21 protein-coding genes and 1 pseudogene are annotated in these 21,036 nt (G+C 70.9%); 5 read left to right on the forward strand and 17 right to left on the reverse strand.

Going from position 1 to position 21,036, the window contains the following annotated elements; translation table 11 throughout:
• The 12 genes and pseudogenes from MKK68_RS08960 to MKK68_RS09015 all read right to left on the reverse strand — a co-directional run.
• Positions 1–265 (reverse strand): annotated as a pseudogene (locus tag MKK68_RS08960) (cytochrome o ubiquinol oxidase subunit III); the annotation flags it as partial.
• A 4-nt stretch (positions 266–269) separates the two neighbouring features.
• Positions 270–2,273 (reverse strand): cytochrome o ubiquinol oxidase subunit I, encoded by a 2,004-nt coding sequence (cyoB, locus tag MKK68_RS08965; protein WP_147728168.1) that lies wholly within the window; start codon positions 2,271–2,273, stop codon positions 270–272.
• Positions 2,274–2,316: 43 nt separating this feature from the next.
• A complete protein-coding gene (gene cyoA, locus MKK68_RS08970; protein WP_147841996.1) occupies positions 2,317–3,513 on the reverse strand; it encodes a ubiquinol oxidase subunit II in 1,197 nt (398 codons plus the stop codon).
• A gap of 94 nt (positions 3,514–3,607) precedes the next feature.
• On the reverse strand, positions 3,608–4,945 hold the full coding sequence (locus MKK68_RS08975) for an MFS transporter (RefSeq protein WP_147728166.1): 1,338 nt from the start codon (positions 4,943–4,945) through the stop codon (positions 3,608–3,610).
• Between the two features lie 268 nt (positions 4,946–5,213).
• A complete protein-coding gene (locus tag MKK68_RS08980; RefSeq protein WP_243937252.1) occupies positions 5,214–5,369 on the reverse strand; it encodes a hypothetical protein in 156 nt (51 codons plus the stop codon).
• Between the two features lie 129 nt (positions 5,370–5,498).
• A complete protein-coding gene (locus tag MKK68_RS08985; protein ID WP_147859387.1) occupies positions 5,499–5,819 on the reverse strand; it encodes a hypothetical protein in 321 nt (106 codons plus the stop codon).
• Entirely contained in the window at positions 5,816–5,962 is a 147-nt protein-coding gene (locus tag MKK68_RS08990; protein ID WP_243937793.1) for a hypothetical protein, read from the reverse strand. The genes MKK68_RS08985 and MKK68_RS08990 overlap by 4 nt, the downstream gene beginning before the upstream one ends.
• Before the next feature lie 203 nt (positions 5,963–6,165).
• Positions 6,166–6,603: an EamA family transporter gene (locus tag MKK68_RS08995; RefSeq protein ID WP_244029941.1), complete on the reverse strand. Its 438-nt coding sequence runs from the start codon at positions 6,601–6,603 to the stop codon at positions 6,166–6,168.
• Positions 6,604–6,616: 13 nt separating this feature from the next.
• A complete protein-coding gene (gene crcB / locus MKK68_RS09000; protein ID WP_147841999.1) occupies positions 6,617–6,985 on the reverse strand; it encodes a fluoride efflux transporter CrcB in 369 nt (122 codons plus the stop codon).
• 210 nt (positions 6,986–7,195) lie between these two features.
• Entirely contained in the window at positions 7,196–9,451 is a 2,256-nt protein-coding gene (locus MKK68_RS09005) for a xanthine dehydrogenase family protein molybdopterin-binding subunit (protein WP_244029943.1), read from the reverse strand.
• Between the two features lie 7 nt (positions 9,452–9,458).
• Entirely contained in the window at positions 9,459–10,472 is a 1,014-nt protein-coding gene (locus tag MKK68_RS09010; protein WP_147727413.1) for an FAD binding domain-containing protein, read from the reverse strand.
• Positions 10,469–10,996: a (2Fe-2S)-binding protein gene (locus MKK68_RS09015; protein ID WP_147727412.1), complete on the reverse strand. Its 528-nt coding sequence runs from the start codon at positions 10,994–10,996 to the stop codon at positions 10,469–10,471. Before MKK68_RS09015 ends, MKK68_RS09010 begins: the two co-directional genes overlap by 4 nt.
• 270 nt (positions 10,997–11,266) lie before the next feature.
• Between MKK68_RS09015 and MKK68_RS09020 the strand changes: the two genes are divergently transcribed.
• Complete coding sequence (locus tag MKK68_RS09020) at positions 11,267–12,652, forward strand: M20/M25/M40 family metallo-hydrolase (protein WP_244029945.1); 1,386 nt, start codon at positions 11,267–11,269, stop codon at positions 12,650–12,652.
• Positions 12,653–12,679: 27 nt separating this feature from the next.
• Here the strand turns inward: MKK68_RS09020 and MKK68_RS09025 are convergent, their stop codons facing one another.
• Complete coding sequence (locus MKK68_RS09025; RefSeq protein WP_244029946.1) at positions 12,680–13,381, reverse strand: ParA family protein; 702 nt, start codon at positions 13,379–13,381, stop codon at positions 12,680–12,682.
• A gap of 347 nt (positions 13,382–13,728) precedes the next feature.
• On the opposite strand from MKK68_RS09025, the gene MKK68_RS09030 reads away from it, so the two are divergent.
• Positions 13,729–14,712 carry an SMP-30/gluconolactonase/LRE family protein gene (locus tag MKK68_RS09030; protein ID WP_147859385.1) on the forward strand — a complete coding sequence of 328 codons (984 nt, stop codon included), beginning with the start codon at positions 13,729–13,731 and terminating at the stop codon, positions 14,710–14,712.
• A 13-nt stretch (positions 14,713–14,725) separates the two neighbouring features.
• Positions 14,726–15,916 carry an SMP-30/gluconolactonase/LRE family protein gene (locus MKK68_RS09035; protein WP_147859384.1) on the forward strand — a complete coding sequence of 397 codons (1,191 nt, stop codon included), beginning with the start codon at positions 14,726–14,728 and terminating at the stop codon, positions 15,914–15,916.
• On the opposite strand, the gene MKK68_RS09040 is transcribed toward MKK68_RS09035, so the two are convergent.
• Positions 15,910–16,317 (reverse strand): DoxX family protein, encoded by a 408-nt coding sequence (locus MKK68_RS09040; protein ID WP_147859383.1) that lies wholly within the window; start codon positions 16,315–16,317, stop codon positions 15,910–15,912. The two genes, MKK68_RS09035 and MKK68_RS09040, sit on opposite strands and share 7 nt — an antisense overlap.
• A 759-nt stretch (positions 16,318–17,076) precedes the next feature.
• Here MKK68_RS09040 and MKK68_RS09045 point away from each other — a divergent pair.
• On the forward strand, positions 17,077–17,643 hold the full coding sequence (locus tag MKK68_RS09045) for an NAD(P)H-dependent oxidoreductase (protein ID WP_409567203.1): 567 nt from the start codon (positions 17,077–17,079) through the stop codon (positions 17,641–17,643).
• A 17-nt stretch (positions 17,644–17,660) separates the two neighbouring features.
• On the opposite strand, the gene MKK68_RS09050 is transcribed toward MKK68_RS09045, so the two are convergent.
• Complete coding sequence (locus MKK68_RS09050; RefSeq protein ID WP_147728620.1) at positions 17,661–18,227, reverse strand: glutathione peroxidase; 567 nt, start codon at positions 18,225–18,227, stop codon at positions 17,661–17,663.
• A 216-nt stretch (positions 18,228–18,443) separates the two neighbouring features.
• Here MKK68_RS09050 and MKK68_RS29725 point away from each other — a divergent pair, with 216 nt between their 5' ends.
• On the forward strand, positions 18,444–19,073 hold the full coding sequence (locus tag MKK68_RS29725; protein ID WP_313899222.1) for a PRC-barrel domain-containing protein: 630 nt from the start codon (positions 18,444–18,446) through the stop codon (positions 19,071–19,073).
• A 42-nt stretch (positions 19,074–19,115) separates the two neighbouring features.
• Here the strand turns inward: MKK68_RS29725 and MKK68_RS09060 are convergent, their stop codons facing one another.
• Together MKK68_RS09060 and MKK68_RS09065 are read right to left on the reverse strand one after the other, a co-directional pair.
• Complete coding sequence (locus tag MKK68_RS09060; RefSeq protein WP_147859382.1) at positions 19,116–19,976, reverse strand: AprI/Inh family metalloprotease inhibitor; 861 nt, start codon at positions 19,974–19,976, stop codon at positions 19,116–19,118.
• Positions 19,973–20,926 carry a 2-hydroxyacid dehydrogenase gene (locus tag MKK68_RS09065; RefSeq protein ID WP_244030118.1) on the reverse strand — a complete coding sequence of 318 codons (954 nt, stop codon included), beginning with the start codon at positions 20,924–20,926 and terminating at the stop codon, positions 19,973–19,975. The genes MKK68_RS09060 and MKK68_RS09065 overlap by 4 nt, the downstream gene beginning before the upstream one ends.
• Positions 20,927–21,036 lie beyond the last annotated feature (110 nt).

The following is a 21,036-nucleotide window of genomic DNA, read 5'->3' on the forward strand; positions in this document are numbered from 1 at the left end:
CGAAGCCGTAGGTGATGGAGGACAGGAGCAGCATGGAGGTGTTGAGCGCCACCAGCGGCAGCTCGAACAGGTCGCGCGGCGAGGGCCCGGCCGCGTAGTTGCGGCCGAGAACCCCGTAGGTGGCGAACAGCACCGCGAAGATGAGGCAATCGCTCATCAGGTACATCCAGAAGCCGAGCATGGTGCTCGACTCGTGGGCGTGGTCCTCGTCGAGGTAGAAGGTCGGAGCCTCGGTGCCCGGCGGGGCCGTGTCGGTGTGCATCATCGGCTCAGGCCCGTCCCGCCATCACGCTCGTCCGCTGCCCCTCGGCCCGCACCACGTCGGCGGCGGGGATGTAGAACTCGCGGTTGTAGTTGAAGGTATGGATCACGGTGACGAGGAACATCGTCGCGAAGGTCGCGGCCGCGAGCCACCAGATGTACCAGATCATCGCGAACGAGAAGCCGATCGAGACCACGCCGAGGATCACGCCGGTGGCGGTGTTCTTCGGCATGTGGATCGGCTTGTAGCCCTTGAGCGGGCGCTCGTAGCCGCGCTTCTTCATGTCGGACCACGCGTCGAGATCGTGGATGACCGGGGTGAAGGCGAAGTTGTAGTCCGGCGGCGGCGAGGCGGTCGACCACTCGAGGGTGCGGCCGTTCCAGGGATCGCCCGTGAGGTCGCGCAGCGCCTCGCGGTTGCGGATCGAGACCACGAACTGGACGATCATCGACAGGATGCCGAGCAGGATCAGCACCGCGCCGAAGGCGGCGATCACGAACCAGATCTGCAGCGACGGATCGTCGAAGTGGTTGGCGCGGCGCGTCACGCCCATCAGGCCGAGGACGTAGAGCGGCATGAAGGCGAAGTAGAACCCCACCGTCCAGAACCAGAACGACATCTTCCCCCAGAACGGGTCCAGCTTGAACCCGAAGGCCTTCGGGAACCAGTAGGTCACGCCGGCGAAGCTCCCGAACAGCACGCCGCCGATGATGACGTTGTGGAAGTGCGCGATCAGGAACAGCGAGTTGTGCAGCACGAAGTCGGCCGGGGGCACGGCGAGCAGCACGCCGGTCATGCCGCCGATGGTGAAGGTGACCATGAAGCTCACGGTCCACATCATCGGCAGCTCGAACCGGATCCGGCCGCGATACATCGTGAACAGCCAGTTGAAGATCTTCGCGCCCGTCGGGATCGAGATGATCATCGTCGTGATGCCGAAGAACGAGTTCACGTCGGCGCCGGAGCCCATCGTGAAGAAGTGGTGCAGCCAGACGAGGTACGAGAGGATGGTGATGACCACGGTCGCGTAGACCATCGAGGCGTAGCCGAACAGGCGCTTGCCGGAGAAGGTCGAGGTCACCTCCGAGAAGATGCCGAACGCCGGCAGGATGAGGATGTAGACCTCCGGGTGGCCCCAGATCCAGATGAGGTTGAAGTACATCATCGGGTTGCCGCCGAGGTCGTTCGTGAAGAAGTGCGTGCCGACGTAGCGGTCCATCGACAGCAGGGCGAGGACGGCGGTGAGGATCGGGAAGGCCGCCGTGATCAGCACGTTGGTGCAGAGCGAGGTCCAGACGAAGATCGGCAGCTTCATCATGGTCATGCCCGGCGCGCGCATCTTCACGATGGTCGCGATCAGGTTGATGCCCGAGAGCAGCGTGCCGATGCCGGCGATCTGCAGCGCCCAGATGTAGTAATCGACCCCGACGCCCGGGCTCATGTCCGCGCCTGAGAGCGGCGGATAAGCGAGCCAGCCGGTGCGGGCAAACTCGCCGACGAACAGCGAGGCCATGATCGTCATGGCGCCCGAGACCGTCATCCAGAAGCTAAAGTTGTTGAGGAACGGGAAGGCCACGTCGCGGGCGCCGATCTGCAGCGGCACGACGTAGTTCATCAGGCCGGTGACGAACGGCATCGCCACGAAGAAGATCATGATCACGCCGTGCGCCGTGAAAATCTGGTCGTAGTGGTGCGGCGGCAGGTAGCCCTCGTTGGCGCCGAACGCGACCGCCTGCTGGGCGCGCATCATCAGCGCGTCGGCGAAGCCGCGCAGCAGCATGACGAAGGCCAGCACGATGTACATCACGCCAATCTTCTTGTGGTCGACCGAGGTCAGCCAGTCCCGCCAGAGCGGGCCCCAGAAGCGGTAGTAGGTGATCGCGCCGAGCACGACGAGGCCACCCAGCGCCACCATGGCGAAGGTCACCTGAAGGATCGGCTCGTGGTAGGGGATGTCTTCCAGCGAGAGCCGTCCGAAGACGAGCTTCTGGAGATCCGGATTGGAGAACATGGGTTCGATCCGTTGAGGGTGGTTCGGCGGCGGGGCGCCGGTCCTACTTGTTGTTGAGCTGCGACGGGGCGACCGAGTCCCGCTCCGGCGCCGGCATCTGGTTCTCGGGTTTCGTTCCGTTTTCGTGGACGTGCGGGTTGTTGCCGTCGGGCTTCATGCCCTGCGGCTGCTCCTGGCCGTGCGGGGTGCGGCCGGACGCGGGTGCTGTGGCACCCGGCGCCTCGTCGCCCTGCTCGATGTGGCGGTTGTCGTAGCGGAGGCGCTCGCGGTTCTCGGTGGAGTCCTTGCCGGCGCCGCCCTTGGCGTCGATGGTCATCATCTCGCTCATGCACATCTTGCCCGGCACGGCGCACATGTTGACGATGGTGTCGAACAGCCCGTCGGCGACGGACTTGTAATACTTCACCGGCTCGGCCTCGCTCGGCTTCTCGAGCTTGAGATAGTCCTCGCGGGTGAGGTCGGAGCCCTGCGCCTTCGCCTTGGCGACCCAGGCGTCGAACCCGGCATCGTCAAGGCCGTGGAACTTGAACGTCATCCGCGAGAAGCCGGTGCCGCTGTAGTGTGAGGACAAGCCGGCATACTCGCCCGGCTTGTTGATCACCGCGTGGAGCTGCGTCTGCATGCCGGGCATCGCGTAGATCATCCCGGCCAGCGCGGGGACGTAGAAGGCGTTCATCACCGAGGAGGCGGTGATCTTGAAGTCGATCGGCCGGTCGACGGGGGCGGCGAGCTCGTTGACGGTGGCGATCCCGTATTCCGGGTAGAAGAACAGCCACTTCCAATCGAGGGCGACGACCTCGACGGCGAGCGGCTTTACGCCGGCCGCCACGGGGCGGGCGGAGTCGATCCGCCGGAGCGCCCGGAACGGGTCGAGGGTGTGGGTGCTGATCCAGGTGAGCGCGCCGAGCGCGATGATGATCAGCAGCGGCGCCGTCCAGATCACCACCTCGAGCTGGGTCGAGTGGTGCCAGTCCGGATCGTAGGGGGCCGACTCGTTGGTCGCCCGGTAGCGCCAGGCGAAGATCAGCGTCAGCGCGATCACCGGGAGCACGATCAGCAGCATCAGCCCGACCGAGGCAAGGACGAGGTTCCGCTGCTGCAGGGCGACGTCGCCCGAGGGCTGCATCACCACGAGGTTGCAGCCGGCGAGCAGCCCGGAGAGCGACACGGCGCAGAGGCCGCGCAGGAGCCGGGCGGCCGTGCGGGCCGGGGGACGGGAAGGTGAGGCGGAGCGTGCCACGGCGATCAACTCGGTTTGCCTGGCCGGCGGGCCCTGGGGCCGTTCGGCGCGAACATGTATCGGAACGGGGTGAGGGACGACGCGGGCCTCCCGACTACATCTGACGCATCTCGGAACGGTCGAGGGTGAGGGCAAGGAGCGATGCCGCCGCACCCGAGAGCAGGTAGAGGCCGACCATCCACAGCCCGTAGCGGGACGAGAGCCAGAGGACGACCAGCGGGGCGAAGCCTGCGCCGAACAGCCACGCTAGATCCGAGGTCAGCGCCGCGCCGGTGTAGCGGTAGCGCGCGCCGAGCCGCGCCGTCACCGCGCCGGCGGTCTGGCCGTAGGCGAGGCCCATCAGCATGAAGCCGATGGTGACGTACATGGTCTGGCCGATCGCGCTGTCGCCGAACACCAGGGGCGCGATGATGCTGCCGAGGGCGAAGACGGCGATCAGGCCGGAGCTGAGCAGCAGCGCGTTGCGGCGGCCGATCTGGTCGGCGATCAGCCCGGAGGCCGCGACCGCGCCGGCGCAGACGATGGCGCCCGAGCACTGCACGATCAGGAACTCGCCGGGCGAGCGATCGGTGAACAGGGTCAGCCAGCTGATCGGGAAGATCGTCACGAGGTGGAACAGCGCGAAGGCGGCCAGCGGCACGAAGGCACCGATCCACACGTCCACCGCATGGTGGCGCACCACCTCGATCACCGGCACCGGCTCGAGCCGGCCCTTCTCCATCAGGCGGACGAACTCGTCGGTCGCCACCAGCCGCAGGCGGGCGAACAGCGCCACGACGTTGATGGTGAAGGCGCAGTAGAACGGGAAGCGCCAGCCCCAATCGAGGAAGTCGGCCGAATCGAGGTTGACGAGGAAGAACGAGAACAGGGCGCTGGCGACGATAAAGCCCAGGGGCGCGCCGAGCTGGGGGATCATCGCGAACCAGCCGCGGCGCTCGCGCGGGGCGTTCAGCGCCAGGAGCGAGGCGAGCCCGTCCCAGGCGCCGCCGAGCGCGAGGCCCTGGAGGATGCGCAGGCCGGCCAGCAGCCAGATCGAGGCGTGGCCGATGCTGGCGTAGCTCGGCAGGAAGCTCACCGCCGCGGTGGCGCCGCCGAGCATGAACAGCGCGATCGTCAGCTTGACGCCGCGGCCGTGCCGTCGGTCGACGGCCATGAAGATCACCGAGCCGATCGGCCGGGCGATGAAGGCGAGGGAGAACACCGCGAAGGAGTACAGCGTGGCCGTGAGCGCATCCGGCTCGAACGAGAAGAACACCTTCGGGAACACCAGCACCGAGGCGATGCCGTAGACGAAGAAGTCGAAATATTCCGAGGCCCGGCCGATCACCACGCCGGCCGCGATCTCTCCCGGCGCGACCTTGTGGTCGGTCGAGACGAGGTGCGCGTCGCGCTCGAGGGGCGAGGAGTTTGCCAGGGCGGGCTCAGGGATCATGTCGGACAGCCGGCTTGCTCGATGACGACGGTGACGCGGTGCGGCGATCGACGCGAGTCGTGCGCCGGGACCGCGACCGGAAGGTATCCGCTCAGGGCCGTCGGTGACACCGCCGCGTAGTCGCAGGCCGATCAGGGCTGTCCCGGCTGATAGCGCAAGGCTGCGCGATGGTCTCCCTTGAATCCGGCATGTCCATGCCGTCCCGGACGCATGACCACGTCTGTCCCACGTCTTCGTCGTGTCACGCGGGAGCCGCGACGCAGCCGGATCAGCGGGCGTTCTGCGGGACGTCGACCGTGAGCATCGGCAGCGTGATCGAGCCGGCTGGCGCGGGAGGGCTCGCGAGCAGCGCGAAGGCGGCGACGCTCAGGGCGAAGCCGAAGGCCAGCAGCGACGTTTCGAGGCCGTGGTAGAATGCATCCATCGCCCGAGCTCCGACCTCGCGTCAGGGGGCGATGATCGCGCGGGTGGGTTAAGCGAACCGTAACGTCCGCCCGCCCGGCTTCCCCGGGGGAAGGCCGGCGGGCGCCGTGCGCCCGGGCGGGTCGGGCCGTCAGGCGCTGCCGGCGGCCTCCATCCGGGCGAGGTCCGGCGCACGCGGCTGAAGCAGGGCGGCGGCGAGATGCGCTTCCAGCACGATCAGGTCGGTGTCCGGGTCGGGCACCCAGCCGCAGGTGCAAGTCGTGCCGGCGCCGTGCGCCGCGGCGATCTGGCCGTAGAGCACGCCGATGGTGCGCGACGCGGCTTCGAGGGCGGCCATCACCGACAGGCCCTGACCATCGAGGGCGTGCCAGAACGCCCGCGTCAGCGCCTGCTCGACCGCCGCCTGCCCGCGGGACTCGTCGCAGCGGCACCGATTCGATTCGGCGATCATCGGCGGCCTCCGAGGCGGCGCGCCCGCTTCGGCTGCGGGCCCGCCGCGACGTGGTCGATCAGGTCCGGCAGGCGGTGCAGGCGCAGGCCGAGGCACGAGCCGTCCCACCACGCCACCGTCACGCAGGCATCGATCAGGTCCATCACCCGTCCCATTCCGGCCTCCAGCGTTCGGCGAGCACGCCACCTTGAGAGCAAGGCGGAAGTACATCGCCGAAGAGTGGTCTAGCAGGGATGGAAATCGACAATCAAGCGACGTCGACAATATTGGAAACGTTGTAATTTCAATCTTCGTCGTGCGATATCGAAGTTTATAGTTGAAACGATTCCATGGTACGCCGCGGCCGTCATGCACCGATCGCGACCAGCACGGCGCCGGCGGCGATCAGCACCACGCCGAGCCAGTTGGTCGGGCTCAGCGTCTCGCCGAGCAAGACCACGCCGAAGATCGCCACCAGCACGACGCTGAGCTTGTCGATCGGGGCGACGCGGGCGGCATCGCCCAGGGACAGGGCGCGGAAGTAGCAGAGCCACGAGGCGCCGGTGGCGAGTCCCGACAGGACGAGGAAGACCGCGCTCCGCCCCGGGATCCGCGCGAGGTCGGCCGCCTGGCCGGTGACGGCCACGATCGCCGCCGTGAGGCCGAGGATCACCACCGTGCGGACGAGGGTGGCGACGTCCGACGGCACGCCGGCGACGCCGACCTTGGCCAGGATCGCGGTGAGCGCGGCGAAGGCCGCCGAGAGCAGCGCCCAGAAGCGCCAGGACTGCATCAAGGCCATCATCACGCCGGGCCCGTCACAGGATCGCGCGCATCAGCAGCAGCCCGGCGAACAGGCCGGCGAGGCCGAGCACGACCGAGCCGACGATGTAGATCGCCGCCGCGCCGGCCTGGCCGCGCTCCAGCAGCATCACGGCCTCAAGCGAATAGGACGAGAAGGTGGTGAAGCCGCCGAGCACGCCGGTGGCGATGAACAGCCGCAGCGGCTGCCCGCCGCCCCGCAGGGCGAACCAGCCGGTGAACAGGCCCATCAGCACCGAGCCGACGATGTTGATCGCCATGGTGCCGTAGGGAAAGCCCGACCCGAGCCGCAGGGACGCGGTGCTGACGCCGTAGCGCGCCACGCCGCCGATCCCGGCACCGACGAAGACGAGGAGGAGGTTCATGACGACCGCACGGCCCGAGGATTCGGAGCGGGCGCCGTAGCACATTCGGGACCGCGGCGACGGCCCGCATCCGGGCCGCCGGCTTCGGACGGGCGCCCGGGGCCCGTCGCGATCTCCTCGCAGGCGAACGGCCTCGGCCGCGGCGGGTGCCGCGGCCGAGGCCGTCTCGACCGTACCGTCGCCGAGCGGACGTCGCTCGGGCCGGGTCCGCTAGCCCAGGATCTTGTCGACCGTGATCGGCAGGTTGCGGATGCGCTTGCCGGTGGCGTGGAACACGGCGTTGGCCACCGCCGCCGCGGTGCCGACGATGCCGATCTCGCCGAGCCCCTTCACGCCGAGCGGGTTCGCCTTGTCCTCCTCGTCGACGAAGATCACGTCGATGTCGTGGATGTCGGCGTTCACCGGCACGTGATACTCGCCGAGATTGTGGTTCATGAAGCGGCCGATGCGGTCGTCCATCATCGACTCCTCCTCCAGCGCCGAGCCGATGCCCATCACCACGCCGCCGAGGATCTGGCTGCGCGCGGTCTTGGGATTCAGCACCTTTCCGGCCGCGATCGCCGAGACGACGCGGGTGACGCGGACCTGGCCCAGCTCTTCGTCCACCTTCACCTCCACGAAGATCGCCGAGTGGGTGTAGGCCTCGTACTTGGCGTTGAAGTCCTTGTCGGGGGCGGCGTTGGCCGTGGCCTCGACCTTGTCGACGCCGGCCGCCCGCAGCACGTCGACCAGGGCGACGCTGCGCGCGGGGTCGCCCGCCACCGCGATGCGCCCGTCGGCGAAGGCGACGCGCTCGAAGTCGACGTTGGCCAGCGGCGAATCCTCCATCTGCCGGGCGAGCTTGAACACCTGCTCGCCGACGTCGCGGCAGGCCTTCATCACGGCGGTGCCGGACGAGGCCGCGGTCCAGGAGCCGCCCGCCACCGGCGCCTCGGGCAGCGCGGTGTCGCCGAGCTTCGTCGTCACGTCCTCCATCGTCAGGCCGAGGGTGTCGGCGGCGATCTGGGTGAGGATCGTGTAGGTGCCGGTGCCGATGTCGCCGGTCGAGTTGCCGACCTCGAGCTTGCCGTCGGGGGTGAGGATGGCGCGGGCGCTCGTCTGCATCATCATCGATTCCCAGACGCCCGAGGCCATGCCCCAGCCGACGAGCTCGCGGCCCTCGCGCATCGAGCGCGGCTCCGGGTTGCGCCGGTCCCAGCCGAAGCGCGCGGCGCCCTCCGAGAAGCAGCTCTTCAGCGCCTTCGAGCCGAAGGGCTTGTTCTCGGCGGTGGCGTCGGCCTCGGTGAAGTTCTTCAGGCGGAGCTGGATCGGGTCGAGGCCGCTCGCGTAGGCAAGCTCGTCCATCGCGGTCTCGATCGCGAAGACGCCGGTGACGGCGCCGGGCGCGCGCATGTCGCCGGGTGTGTAGGTGTCAAGCTTGGCGATCTTGTAGGTCAAGAGGACGTTGTCGCAGCGGTACATCACGCCCGACCAGTTCACGACCACCTCCTGGTAGTCCTCGAAGGTCGAGGTCGCGCCGACCGCGTCGTGGCGCAGCGCCAGGAGCGTGCCGTCGCGCTCGGCCCCGAGGCTGATGGTCTGCAGCGCCTCCGGCCGGTAGGTGATGCTCCACATCTGGTCGCGGGTCAGCACCACGCGCACCGAGCGCTCGAGGTCGCGCGCGGCCAGCATCGCCAGGAAGAGCTGGTATTGCGGGCGCAGGCCCGAGCCGAAGCCGCCGCCGAGATAGGGGTTGAGCACCCGCAGGTCGTCCTTGGCGATACCGAACACCTTCGCGAGGTAGGCATGGCTGTTCGAGACGCCCTGGACCTTGTCGTAGACCGTGTACTTGCCGTCGCCCTCGAAGATCACAGTCGAGGCGTGGGGCTCCATCGGGTTGTGATGCTCGGTGGCGAGGCGATACTCCTGCTTGAGCTGGATCGCCGAGGCGTCGAACGCCGCATCCGCGTCGCCCCAGGGCTTGGGCGGCGGCTTGATGCCGTTGCGCCGCATCGGCGGCTCGTAGGCGAAGGCGTTGGCGGCTTCGAGATCCGTCAGCGGCTCCTCGACCTCGTAGTCGACCGCCACCAGCGCCGCGGCGTGGCGGGCCGTCTCGAAATCCTCGGCCAGCACCAGGGCGATCGGCTGGCCGCTGTAGTGGATCTTGTCGTCGTACAGGGCGCGGAAGGGCGAGCCGGGGGGCGCGACCTGATCCTGGTAATTGTAGTCGAGCCAGGCGGTGCGGGTGCGGTTCTCGTGGGTCAGCACCTTGACGACGCCGGGCACGGCTTCGGCCTTGCCGGTGTCGATGGTCCTGATCCGGCCCTTGGCGATGCCACTCGACACCACGTAGCCGTGCAGCAGGTCGGGGGCGGCGAACTCGCCCGCGTACTTGGCGAGGCCCGTCACCTTGGCGGGGCCGTCGACGCGGCTGCGGGCGCTGCCGACGAACGTGTCCCGGCCGGTGGAGGAGAAGGTCTGGGTCATCGGGGGCTCACTGGATGCGCTTGTCGGTGATCGATTGCGGCGTGCCGGCGGCGGCCTGCTCCAGGCCGCGCACGATGGCGCGCCGCGCCAGCTCGACCTTGAAGGCGTTGCCCGCCTGCGGCTGGGCCTCGGCCACGATCAGGTCGGCCGCCGCCTGGAAGCTCTCGCGGGTGGCGGGCTTGTCCTGCAGCAGCGCCTCGGCCTCGCGGTTGCGCCAGGGCTTGTGGGCGACGCCGCCGAGCGCGAGGCGGGCGGTCCGAACCGTGTCGCCGTCGAGCTCGAGGGCGGCGGCGACCGAGACCAGCGCGAAGGCGTAGGAGAGCCGGTCGCGCAGCTTCAGGTAGGTGACGTGCTGGCCGAAATCGCGCTCGGGCAGGTCGACCGCCACGACGATCTCGCCGGGCTTCAGCGTGGTGTCCTGCTCCGGGGCGTCGCCCGGCAGGCGGTGGAACTCGGAGAAGGGAATCGCCCGGTCGCCGTCCGGCCCGCTCACCTGCACCACCGCCTCCAGCGCGGCCAGCGCCACGCACATGTCGGAAGGGTGCGTCGCGATGCAGCTCGGGCTGGTGCCGAAGATCGCGTGGATGCGGGTAACGCCGCCGATCGCCTGGCAGCCGGAACCGGGCTGGCGTTTGTTGCACGGCGTGGACGTGTCGTAGAAATAATAGCAGCGGGTGCGCTGGAGCAGGTTGCCGCCGGTCGAGGCGGCGTTGCGCAGCTGCGCCGAAGCGCCGGCCAGGATCGCGTTCGACAGCAGCGGGTAGCGGGCGCGGACGCGCGCGTCGTAGGCGACGGTGGCGTTCGTCGCCAGCGCGCCGAGGCGCAGGCCGCCGTCGTGCTCGACGATCTCGCCGAGCGGCAGGCGGGTGATGTCGACGAGGCGGCCGGGCCGCTCGACGTCGTACTTCATCAGGTCGATCAGGTTGGTGCCGCCCGCGATGAAGCGGGCCCCGGGCGCGGCGGCGAAGGCCTGGACCGCCTCGGCCACGGTGTCGGCGCGGACGTAGTCGAAGCGGTTCATCGGGCTTCCCCCTGCATCACGTCCTCGATCGCGTCGACGATGTTGGTGTAGGCGCCGCAGCGGCAGATGTTGCCGCTCATCGCCTCGCGGATCTCGTCGCGCGAGTGGGCGTGGCCCTCGTTCATCAGGCCGACCGAGGAGCAGAGCTGGCCGGGCGTGCAGTAGCCGCACTGGAACGCGTCGTGCTCGATGAAGGCCTCCTGGATCGGGTGGAGCCCGTTCGAGCCGGCGCCCGCGTTGGCGATGCCGGCGAGGCCCTCGACGGTGGTGATCTCGGCCCCGTCCTTCATCACCGCCAGCGCCAGGCAGGAATTCACCCGCGTGCCGTCGACCAGCACCGTGCAGGCGCCGCACTGGCCGTGGTCGCAGCCCTTCTTGGTGCCGGTGAGGTCGAGGTGCTCGCGCAGCAGGTCGAGCAGGGTGGTCCAGGGCGCGACCTGAAGCTCGCGCGGCTGGCCGTTGATGGTGAGGCGGATGCCGATCCGGTTGTCCGCCGCGACGGGCGAGCCGCTTTCGATGAGCATGGGGCGTTCCAAGAAAAAGGGGTTTCCGCACGAACCGCGCGGGGGAGGGCGACCGACGTCGGGCACCGCCCGGTCTCGCGACGGGTCGCGGGACGTGTCGCAGGACTTGCGTCCGGCCAGGCTGCGCGACGGCCGCCGTTCCTCCCGATAACGGTTCCAATCTGCGGCTGTTCCCCGGGGCGGGCGATCGCGCTGCGGGCGAAACGGTTTCCGTTTGCGCACGCCTCGGCTAACCCTGGGCCGGACAGCCGAACCGTCCCAGGAGCCCCGATGGCCGCCCTCGATTCCGTCCTCAACGACATCGACAAGGATCTCGACAACGCCCTGGAGCGCCTGTTCGCCTTCCTGCGGATCCCGTCGATCTCCACCGATCCAGCCTATGCCGGCCCGTGCCGCGAGGCGGCGGCCTGGCTCGCCGCGGACCTGACGGCGCTCGGGTTCGAGACCTCGGTGGAGGAGACCTCGCTCCATCCGGTGGTGCTGGCGCACAAGCCGAAGCCGGGGGCGCCGCACGTGCTGTTCTACGGGCACTACGACGTGCAGCCGGTCGATCCGCTGGCCTTGTGGGAGACGCCGCCGTTCGAGCCGCGGATCGCCACCGACGCCAAGGGCAACAAGACCATCGTCGCCCGCGGCGCCTCGGACGACAAGGGCCAGGTGATGACCTTCGTCGAGGCCTGCCGGGCGCATCTGGCGATGAACGCCGAGCTGCCCTGCGCGGTCACGATCCTGATCGAGGGCGCCGAGGAGAACGGCTCGCAGGGGCTGCCCGAATGGGTGGCGCAGAACAAGGACCGGCTCGGCGCCGACGTCGTGCTGGTCTGCGACACCTCCATGTGGAACCCGACGACGCCGGCGATCACCTCGTCCCTGCGCGGGCTCGCGTACTTCGAGGTCGAGGTGACCTGCGCCGACCGCGACCTGCATTCGGGCTTCTTCGGGGGCGCCGCGCGCAACCCGATCCACGTGCTGTCGCGGATCCTCGCCGACCTGCACGACGCCGACGGCCGGGTGACGCTGCCGGGCTTCTACGACGGGGTGCACGAGCGCCCGCCCGAGGTGCTGGAGCAGTGGCGCGGCCTCGACTTCACGCCCGAGAAGTTCCTCGGCCCGATCGGCCTGTCGGAGCCGGCCGGCGAGCGCGGCCGGCTGCTGATCGAGCTGGTGCAGTCCCGGCCGGCCTGCGACGTCAACGGCATCATCGGCGGCTACACCGGCGACGGCACCAAGACGGTGATCGCCGGCAAGGCAAGCGCCAAGGTCTCGTTCCGCCTCGTGGACGACCAGGACCCGCAGAGACTCGCCGAGACCTTCGAGGCGTTCGTGCGCCAGCGCATCCCGGCCGACTGCTCGGTGAACGTGATCTGCTACAAGGGCTCGCGCGCGATCAGCCTGCCCTTCGACATGCCGGAGCTCGAGACCGCCCGCGCCGCGCTCGCCGACGAGTGGGGCGTGCCCGCGGTGACGGTGGGCGCCGGCGGCTCGATCCCGATCGTCGGCGACTTCAAGCGCCTGCTCGACCGCAACACCCTGCTTATCGGCTTCGGCCTCGACGACGACCGCATCCACTCGCCGAACGAGAAGTACGACCTGCGCAGCTTCCACAAGGGCACGCGCTCGTGGGCGCGCATCCTGTCGGCGCTCGGACGGGGCTGACCGCCGCGCGCGCGGCGGGGCACGGGGTCAGGCTGCCGGCACCGGATGCCCCATCTTCGCGTCGATCCACGCGCAGAGCGCGCGGATCTCGGCGGCGGCCTGGCCCCCCGGGGTGCGCTCGGTGACGCCGAGGCCCATAGCCAGGGCATCCTGGTGGTCGACCCGCTGGATGATGCTCGGCTCGGCGAGCACGCCGAGCGTCCGCATCTGCGCGGCATAGGCCTCCGTCCGCGGCGATGGCGGCGGCGGGCATTGGTTCAGCACGAAGGCCAGCTTCCGCCGCATCCCCAGGCCGACCAGGGCCTGCAGCGTAGGCCCGGCCGCGATGAGATCGAGGCGGGAGGGACGCACCGGCATCAAGACCAGGTCGGCGATCCGCAAGGCGTGGGCGACCCCGGCCATGGCGCCCGCGGTATCGACGACGGCGAGCGTCGCGCCGTCGTCGGCGGCTTGAACGAGGACGTCGTCGAGCTGCCCGATCTCCCAGGGCTGGATGCGGTCGACCGCGACCGAGCCCGTCGCGCGCATCGCCCCCCAGGACGCGAGAGAGCCCTGCGGATCGAGGTCGAGGGCGATCACGCGCTCGCCCGCCTCCGCCGCGGCGACGGCCAACGAGGCTGCGAGCGTCGTCTTGCCGTCGCCGCCCTTCTGCACCGCGACGGCCACGACCCGGGGCCGCAGAAGGCCGCTCCCGATCGGCGGATGCGGGTGGGATCCTTCGAGGGCCATGTGCGTCCCGCCCGTTCGATCTCGATCCATGCGCGGCGCGGTCGTGCTCCGCGGCCGTCCGCGACCTTCGCGGAGGCGAGCGGGGTGGGACCGATTCGCCACAGGAATCCATTCCGACACCTGCCCGCAGGGAGGTGCTTATGGGAGGATAGTCGGATATGCCAGCGGTTCTCGGCCGTCGGCCATGCCGAATGCGCACGACCGCCAGCCCGAGGATCCCCACGCATTCCGAAGGTCCGCGCGGCACGCGTCGGTCCCGGATGCGGGCGCGGATCGGATCCGGGATCGCTTGCGGGCCTTGGGCGTTCACCCGGTCCCGGGTGATGGGCTCGGGTCCTTGGAATGCCATGCCGAACCTTCACAGACGCGTCGTCCTCGCGGCCGGCCTCGGCCTGCTCGCGGCCTCGACGGTGCGGGCAGCGGGCGCGGTGGTGCGGGTCGACGATCCGCGGCTCGACGCCCTGATCGATCCCGCCGCCCCGATCCGGACGCTGTTCGACGACGGGCGCTGGTGCGAGGGGCCGTGCTGGGCACCCGGGCTCGGCGGGCTGGTGTTCAGCGACACCAAGGCCAACCGCATCCGCGTGCTCGCCGACGACCGGTCGGTGAAAACCCTGTTCGACCCCTCCGAGAACGGCAACGGCAACACGCTCGACGGGCAGGGGCGGCTGATTACCTGCGAGCACCGCACCCGGCGGGTGGTGCGGCGCGAGCCGGACGGGACGAAGATCGTGCTAGCGGACGCCTTCGCCGGCAGACGCTTAAACTCGCCCAACGACGCGGTGGTCGCCGCCGACGGGGCGGTGTGGTTCACCGACCCGGTCTTCGGCATCACCCAGCCCGAGGAGGGCATCCTGGCCGAGCCCGAGCAGGGTGCGCGCCGCGTCTACCGGGTCACCGCGCCGGGCACGCCGGCGGCCAAGGTCGAGGCGATGACCGACGCCCTCGACCAGCCGAACGGCCTCGCCTTCGCACCCGACGGGCGCACCCTCTACGTCAGCGAATCCGGCGCGTCGCTCAACCCCGAGGCCGGCCGGGCCGTGATGGCGTTCTCCGTCGGCGCGGACGGCCGGCTCGGGCCGCCGCGGACCTTCGCGCCGATCGAGGCCGGCGTGCCCGACGGCCTGAAGGTTGACGGCGCCGGGCGGGTCTACGCCGCCTGCGGCGACGGCATCCGCATCTTCGCTCCCGACGGCACGCCGCTCGGCCGCATCGCCACGCCGACGCCGGCCGCGAACCTCGCCTTCGGCGGATCGGACGGGCGGCGGCTGTTCGTCGCCGCCGGCCACGCCATCCTCGCCATCGACCTGCGCGTCGCGCCTCGCGGCTGAAACGGTAAGCTCCATGCCCCTCGTCCGACGCCACCTCCTCGCCGGCGGCCTCGCCGCCCTCGCCCTGCCCGCGGCCGCGGCCGAGACGGGCTCGCCCGCGCCGGGCGGCACCGCGGTGGCGAGCCGGACCGCGCCGCGGATGGAGCTGGCGCTCGCCGCGCACGCGCCCTCGACGCCGACGGGCCTGGCGATCTCGCACGGGGGCCGCGTCTTCGTGATGATGCCGCGCTTCACCGGCAAGGAGACGGTCACCATCGGCGAGGTGCTGCCCGACGGCTCGGTGAAGCCCTATCCCGACCAAGCCACCAACACCCCCGACGCGGGCCGGCCGCAGGCGACGTTCTTCCACGTTCCGAACGGCGTCTTCGCCCCCGACGACAGCCTGTGGCTGCTCGATTCCGGCCTGCCCGAGGGCAAGGGCGCGCCGGTGCCGGGCGGGGCGAAGCTCGTCCAGATGGACCTGGCGACGAACCGCATCGTCCGCATGATCCCGCTCGAGGCCGGCATCGTGCCGACCTCGTCGCTGAACGACCTGCGCGTCGAGATCAGGCCTGGGCGCCAGCGCGCCTACATCACCGACCAGGGCCAGGGGGAGGACGGGGCGATCCTCGCCGTCGACCTCGCCACCGGCCAGGTGGCGCGGCGGCTGGCCGAGCATGCCAGCACCAAGTCGCAGAAGGGGGTGGTGAAGTTCGTCGAGGAGCGCCCGGTGATGCAGACCAAGGGCGACGGCCCGCCGCAGCACCTGAAGGGCGGCGCCAACGGCATCGCGCTTAGCCCCGACGGCAGCCGCCTGTACTACGCGCCGCTGATGGCGCGCCGGCTGTATTCGGTCGAGACGGCGGGCCTGCTCGACCCGAAGGTTTCGGATGCCGAGGTGGCCGCGACCGTGAAGGACCTCGGCGAGAAGGGGATGACCGGCGGCCTCACCACCGATTCCAAGGACCGGGTCTATCTCAGCCTGCAGGAGCAGAACGCCGTCGGGCGGCGCGACCCCGACGGGACGATCACCGTGATCGCCTCCGATCCGCGGCTGATCTGGGCGGACACGTTCTGGATCACCGCCGACCGCTGGCTCTACATCTCGGCCGCCCAGGTGAACCGCCGGCCCGAGTACAACCACGGCCGCGACCTGCAGGAGCCGCCCTACGCGATCCTGCGGGTGCGGATCGATGCCGACCCGGTCGACGGCCTCGCTCAGTAGCGGCGGCCGGCGCGGGCGGCGTCCACGCTCAAGGGGCCGGCGCCCGCGAAGACGAGGTAGAGGAACACGAAGCAGAACAGGATCGCGGCATCGCCCCCGTTCACCGCCGGAAACAGCGATTTCGGTGCGTGGACGAGGAAGTAGCCCACCGCCATCTGGCCCGACAGCAAGAACGCGACCGGCCGGGTGAACAGCCCGAGCACGATCAGCGTGCCGCCGACCAGCTCGAGCAGGCCCGCGGCACCGGCGAGCGAGAGCAGCTCGGGCGCCGGCATCGTCCGCGGCGGAAGCCCGAGCAACTTCTGCGTGCCGTGCTGCAGGAACACGAGGCCGGTCACCGCGCGCAGCAGCGACAGGGCGTAGGGCGCGTAGCCGTTCAGGCGCGGGACGAGCGAGTTCATGGGCGGACGGGTCTCCGACGCTTCGGGGAGGCACCATCGCGAGGACTTCGCCCCGCCTGTCAAGCTTTCGCATTTGCGGAACGGAACGCCGCCCGCGCGCCCGCGCCGGTTCAGGAAATACCAACCGGCGCGTGCAACGCTTCCGGCCTTGGGGCGACGCTCGGGGGAACGATGCCGCTGGTTCCGGTCTCGACGACGGCGGCGCTCGCGGTGACGATGATCGCGAAGCACGTCGCCTTCGGCGTCCCGCTACGAACCGCCCCGATGGCACGGGCCAAGGAGCGTGCGGCGGGCGGACCGGAGCCGTTCTCCGCCCGAGCGGGCAAGCTCGGCATCGCGTGGGCGGTCGCGCCGCGGCTGTGGCGGCCGGCGCTGGTCGACGTCGCGATCCTTATCGGATGTCGACCGCATCGAGGCGGTCGTCGCCCTGCGCACCGGCTCGCCCCCCCCGCGCGGTCCGGTTCCGGCGGCTGCGCGGCTTCGGCCCGAAGCACGGGCCGACCGGTCCCGGTCTCGTGGGCGCCGTCCTCAGCCTCCGATCCGGCGCTCCGCCGGATCGTCCCCCGCGCTCGAAGAACCGACGCCATGACCTCGGGTCTTCCGTCGGGGCCCCCAGGGAGCGGACGGACAGGCCCTGACACGGTGCCGGAGTCGCGGCCCGCGGTGGTTCCCAAGCGTCGCCGGACCGGTCACAACGGACCGATCGCGCCGCCGGCCTCCACGGGCCGGGGCGCTCCGGCGAGTCCCGAGGTTCCATCCGTGCCCCTGCCCCGCGTCGTCGCGTTCTCGGCGAGCATCAACCGGCCCTCGCGTACCCGCACGCTCGTCGAGGCGATCGGCGCGCAGCTCGGCCGCCATCGCCGCATCGACCTGAGCGTGATCGACCTGATCGATGCCGGGCCGGGCCTCGGCGCGCTCACGCGCGACGGCCTCCCGCCGGCGGCCGAGGCGCTGGTCGCGGCGATCGAGGGGGCCGACGCGCTGATCGTCGGGACGCCGGTCTACAAGGGCGCCTATTCCGGCCTGTTCAAGCACGTGTTCGATTTCGTCGACGCCGAGGCCCTCGTCAGCATGCCGGTGGCGCTCGCCGCCACGGGGGGCGGCCTGCGCCATGCGCTGGTGGTCGAGCACTCGCTCCGGCCGCTGTTCGGGTTCTTCTCCGCGCACATCGCGCCGACCTCGGTCTATGCCGGCGGCGACGAGATCGCGGACGGCGTCGTCGCCGACGCGACCGTGGCCGCGCGCATCGAGGCGGCAGGACGCGAGCTCGACGCGCTGCTGAAGGTGTCGCGCGGGGCCGACCGGGAGAAGGCGCCGGCGGCGTGAGCCTCAGGCCGTGACGCTCAAGCCTTGTCGAGCGCCGCGGCGATCGCGCTGATCACCCGCGGGTCGGTCGGCTCGACCTGGGTCGCGAAGGCGGCGGCCAGCGTTCCGTCGCGGGCCACGAGATACTTGTGGAAGTTCCAGCGCGGCGTCTCGCCGGGCTTCTCCAGCGCCGCCCATTGGTAGAACGGGTGGGCGCCCGGCATCTTCACCCGCGTCTTGGCGGTGAGCGGGAAGGTGACGCCGTGGTTCTTGCGGGCGGCCTCGGCGATGGCGGCGCCATCGAGGGGCTCCTGGTTGCCGAAATCGGGCGAGGGCACGCCGATCACCGTCAGCGCGCGTTCCTGGAAGCGCGTCCACAGCGTCTGCAGCCCGGTAAGCTGCCCGGCATAGCCGCACGCGGTGGCGGTGTTGACCACCAGGATCGGCCGCCCGGCATAGGCCGACAGCGGCATCGCCCCGCCCTCCGGCCCGTCGAAGGCGAAGGCGGTGGCGCGCGTCCCGGCATCGAGGGCGTGGGCGCTGCCGGCGGCGGCACTCATGGCCGCACCGAGGAGGGTGAGGGCTTCGCGGCGGAGCAGGGTCATGGGCGGGTACGGCCTCCGGAGCGGTCGCGGGCTCGGCCCACGACCAGATGGCGCACGCGGCCGCGAGGTCCAGGGCGGCCCCCTCGCGTTTTCCGGAGCCGGCGCACCATGCGGGCACGGTGGAACCTTCTGATGCGGCGGGCCTTTTGCGGGGGAGCTTCACTGTAGACCCCGGGCCGGATCGGGCTCGGGGCGACGATGGAAAGACGAGACGCGATGCGCAGCCTGATTGCCGGAACGGTCCTCCTCACCCTGGGCACGACCGTCCTGGGACCGAGCCTCGCGCTCGCGCAGACGTCGTCCCCGACCACGGCCGCGCCGGGCACCCAGGCCGTGCCGCCCGAGAAGCCAGCGACGGCCTCGCCGGATGCGCCCAAGCCCGACTCCGTCAAGCCCGACGTCGTCAAGCCCGATCCGGTGAAGCCCGACGCGTCGGCGGCGCCGATGAAGCCGGTCGAGGCGGTGCCGGGGCAGCCCGCGACCTTCACCGACAACCTGCGGCCGACCTTCGTCGCGCAGTCGCCCGACGACATGGTCAGCTCGAAGCTCGTCGGCCAGACCATCATCAACGGCGCCAACGAGACCATCGGCGAGATCGCCGACGTGGTGATCGGCTTCGACGGCAAGGTGAAGGCCTGGGTCGTCGGCGTCGGCGGCTTCCTCGGGATCGGCACCAAGTACGTCGCGGTCGACCCGAGCGCGATGCATCTGCAGCGCGTCGATGGCAAGGCGCTGCGGGCGATGATCAACACCGACAAGGACCAGCTCCGCGCGGCGCCGGAATACATCTACCTCGGCAAGGAGAAGCCGAAGGACGATGCCGGCAAGGCGGACGCTGCCAAGTAAAGGCCCGTCGCGAGCAGCGGACGAGCCCGGCGGCGGCAAGCCTCAGGGCGCGACCCGGCGGAGCACGAAGGCGACGCCGGTCTCCGGGTCGCGCCGCCAGGTTCCGTCGCCGGCGGGCACGAGGTTCACCACGTGCCCGCGCTTGGCCACCAGGGTCATGCGGCCTTCGCTCGTGCGCCACGTCGCCGGATCGAACACCTCGATCCCGCTGTCGCGGCAGCCCGGGAGGAGGCGCACCGGCGCACCCGGCCCGTCGCCGAGATCGAGGCGGCAGACGTCGCGGTTGAGCAGGCGGTCGAGCGCGTAGATCCCCGCCGGCGCCCCGGGCCCCGGGGCCGACCGCGGAGCTTGCGCCGGCACCGGATCGGGCGCGGCCTCGGGCGGCGCCGCGGCGATTGCCATCGGGTCGAGGGGGCTCGACGCACGCATCGCCGCGATCTCGAGGGGCACCAGGCTGTAGCTCTCGCCCGCCTCGGCGGTAGCGACGTAGCTGCGCTGGTCGGGCCGCTTGGCGAAGGCCAGCACCGGGCGGACGTTGCGGTCGACGAGGCGGACGACGCCGTCGGCGAAGAGCCAGCCGGCGACCGCGCCCACCACCGGCACCGACCGCCGGCACCCGGCCGGGAAGTACACCTTCTGCCCGGCCTCGCCGGATTCGGAGGCCAGCGTCATCACGCAGCGCCGGTTGGTGCCGTCGCGCGAGAGGTCCCAGGTGCCGGGCACGCCGCCGCGCCCCTCGGGCAGGGTGATCGCGAAGGGTGCGGGCGCGGCCGGAGGCTCGGATGCAGGCGAGGCCGGAGGAGCGGACGGGGCGGGAGCATCCTGCCCGGCGGCCGCGCCGACCAGCGCGAGCCAGGCCCCGGCGGCCAGCCGCAGGCAGACGGTGTTCCGGGCCGGATTCATGCCCGGGCGCCCGCTGCCGGCCAGGGCGTCTCCGCCACCGGCGTGAGCGGCCCGCGGCCCTCGAACCACGAGATCAGGTTGTCGACGACGAGTTGCCCCATGGCGGCGCGGGTCTCGTGCGTGCCCGATCCGACATGCGGCAGCAGCACCACCCGGTCGAGGGCGACGAGCCGCTCCGGCACGTGCGGTTCGGCGGCGAAGACGTCAAGGCCGGCCGCGTGGATCGTGCCGGCCTCCAGCGCCGCGACCAGCGCCGCCTCGTCCACCACGCTGCCGCGGGCGACGTTGATCAGGAGGCCCTCCGGCCCGAGGGCGGCGAGCACCGCGGCATCGACTAGGCCGTCCGTGCCGGCGCCGCCCGGCGCCACCACCATCAGCACGTGGACGGCCTGCGCCAGCCCGACCAGGGTCGGATGATAGGCGTAGGGCACGTCGCCTTGCGGGCGCCGCCCGTGATAGGCGACCGCGACGCCGAAGCCTTCGAGCCGCCTCGCGATCGCCCGCCCGATCCGCCCGAGCCCGAGGATGCCGATCCGGCGCCCGCGCAGCGACGCCGTGAGCGGGAACGGCTTCTCCGGCCAGCGCCCGGCGCGCAGATACCGGTCCGCCTGCGGGATCTGCCGCACCGTGGCGAGCAGCAGGCCGATCGCCAGGTCCGCGACCTCGTCGGTGAGCACGTCCGGCGTGTTGGTGACGACGACGCCGCGCCGCCCGGCCTCGGCCGCATCGATGGTGTCGTAGCCGACCCCGAAATTGGCGACGATCTCCAGGTTGGGCAGCCGGTCCAGCAGCGGCCCGTCGACCACGGCCTGGGCGTTGACGGCGAGGCCGCGGATGCGCGGGCCGACCTCGGCGAGGAACGCGTCGCGGTCGGTCGCGGCGTCGAGCCGGTGCAGGTCGAAGGCGGGCGTCAACGCCTCGCCGACGCTCGCGAGCATCGGCTTCAGCATCAGGAGTTCGGGTCGAAGGCTCAAAGGTCGGCTCCTAGCGCCGTCGGGGCGTGGTTCCGGCGCGATGATGGGCGCCCCATGCGGTGGCGACAAGGCCGTACGGGCCGCGC

It is taken from the genome of Methylobacterium sp. E-016, from assembly GCF_022829745.1.
Classification (GTDB): domain Bacteria; phylum Pseudomonadota; class Alphaproteobacteria; order Rhizobiales; family Beijerinckiaceae; genus Methylobacterium.

What these genes read in the sequence shown, in the direction of transcription:
- cyoB (WP_147728168.1), bottom strand. Translation starts at nt 2,273, where the DNA reads ATGTTCTCCAATCCGGATCTCCAGAAGCTCGTCTTCGGACGGCTCTCG.
- MKK68_RS08975 (WP_147728166.1), bottom strand. Translation starts at nt 4,945, where the DNA reads ATGATCCCTGAGCCCGCCCTGGCAAACTCCTCGCCCCTCGAGCGCGAC.
- MKK68_RS08980 (WP_243937252.1), bottom strand. Translation starts at nt 5,369, where the DNA reads ATGGATGCATTCTACCACGGCCTCGAAACGTCGCTGCTGGCCTTCGGC.
- MKK68_RS08985 (WP_147859387.1), bottom strand. Translation starts at nt 5,819, where the DNA reads ATGATCGCCGAATCGAATCGGTGCCGCTGCGACGAGTCCCGCGGGCAG.
- MKK68_RS08990 (WP_243937793.1), bottom strand. Translation starts at nt 5,962, where the DNA reads ATGGACCTGATCGATGCCTGCGTGACGGTGGCGTGGTGGGACGGCTCG.
- MKK68_RS08995 (WP_244029941.1), bottom strand. Translation starts at nt 6,603, where the DNA reads ATGATGGCCTTGATGCAGTCCTGGCGCTTCTGGGCGCTGCTCTCGGCG.
- crcB (WP_147841999.1), bottom strand. Translation starts at nt 6,985, where the DNA reads ATGAACCTCCTCCTCGTCTTCGTCGGTGCCGGGATCGGCGGCGTGGCG.
- MKK68_RS09005 (WP_244029943.1), bottom strand. Translation starts at nt 9,451, where the DNA reads ATGACCCAGACCTTCTCCTCCACCGGCCGGGACACGTTCGTCGGCAGC.
- MKK68_RS09010 (WP_147727413.1), bottom strand. Translation starts at nt 10,472, where the DNA reads ATGAACCGCTTCGACTACGTCCGCGCCGACACCGTGGCCGAGGCGGTC.
- MKK68_RS09015 (WP_147727412.1), bottom strand. Translation starts at nt 10,996, where the DNA reads ATGCTCATCGAAAGCGGCTCGCCCGTCGCGGCGGACAACCGGATCGGC.
- MKK68_RS09020 (WP_244029945.1), top strand. Translation starts at nt 11,267, where the DNA reads ATGGCCGCCCTCGATTCCGTCCTCAACGACATCGACAAGGATCTCGAC.
- MKK68_RS09025 (WP_244029946.1), bottom strand. Translation starts at nt 13,381, where the DNA reads ATGGCCCTCGAAGGATCCCACCCGCATCCGCCGATCGGGAGCGGCCTT.
- MKK68_RS09030 (WP_147859385.1), top strand. Translation starts at nt 13,729, where the DNA reads ATGCCGAACCTTCACAGACGCGTCGTCCTCGCGGCCGGCCTCGGCCTG.
- MKK68_RS09035 (WP_147859384.1), top strand. Translation starts at nt 14,726, where the DNA reads ATGCCCCTCGTCCGACGCCACCTCCTCGCCGGCGGCCTCGCCGCCCTC.
- MKK68_RS09040 (WP_147859383.1), bottom strand. Translation starts at nt 16,317, where the DNA reads ATGAACTCGCTCGTCCCGCGCCTGAACGGCTACGCGCCCTACGCCCTG.
- MKK68_RS09050 (WP_147728620.1), bottom strand. Translation starts at nt 18,227, where the DNA reads ATGACCCTGCTCCGCCGCGAAGCCCTCACCCTCCTCGGTGCGGCCATG.
- MKK68_RS29725 (WP_313899222.1), top strand. Translation starts at nt 18,444, where the DNA reads ATGCGCAGCCTGATTGCCGGAACGGTCCTCCTCACCCTGGGCACGACC.
- MKK68_RS09060 (WP_147859382.1), bottom strand. Translation starts at nt 19,976, where the DNA reads ATGAATCCGGCCCGGAACACCGTCTGCCTGCGGCTGGCCGCCGGGGCC.
- MKK68_RS09065 (WP_244030118.1), bottom strand. Translation starts at nt 20,926, where the DNA reads ATGCTGAAGCCGATGCTCGCGAGCGTCGGCGAGGCGTTGACGCCCGCC.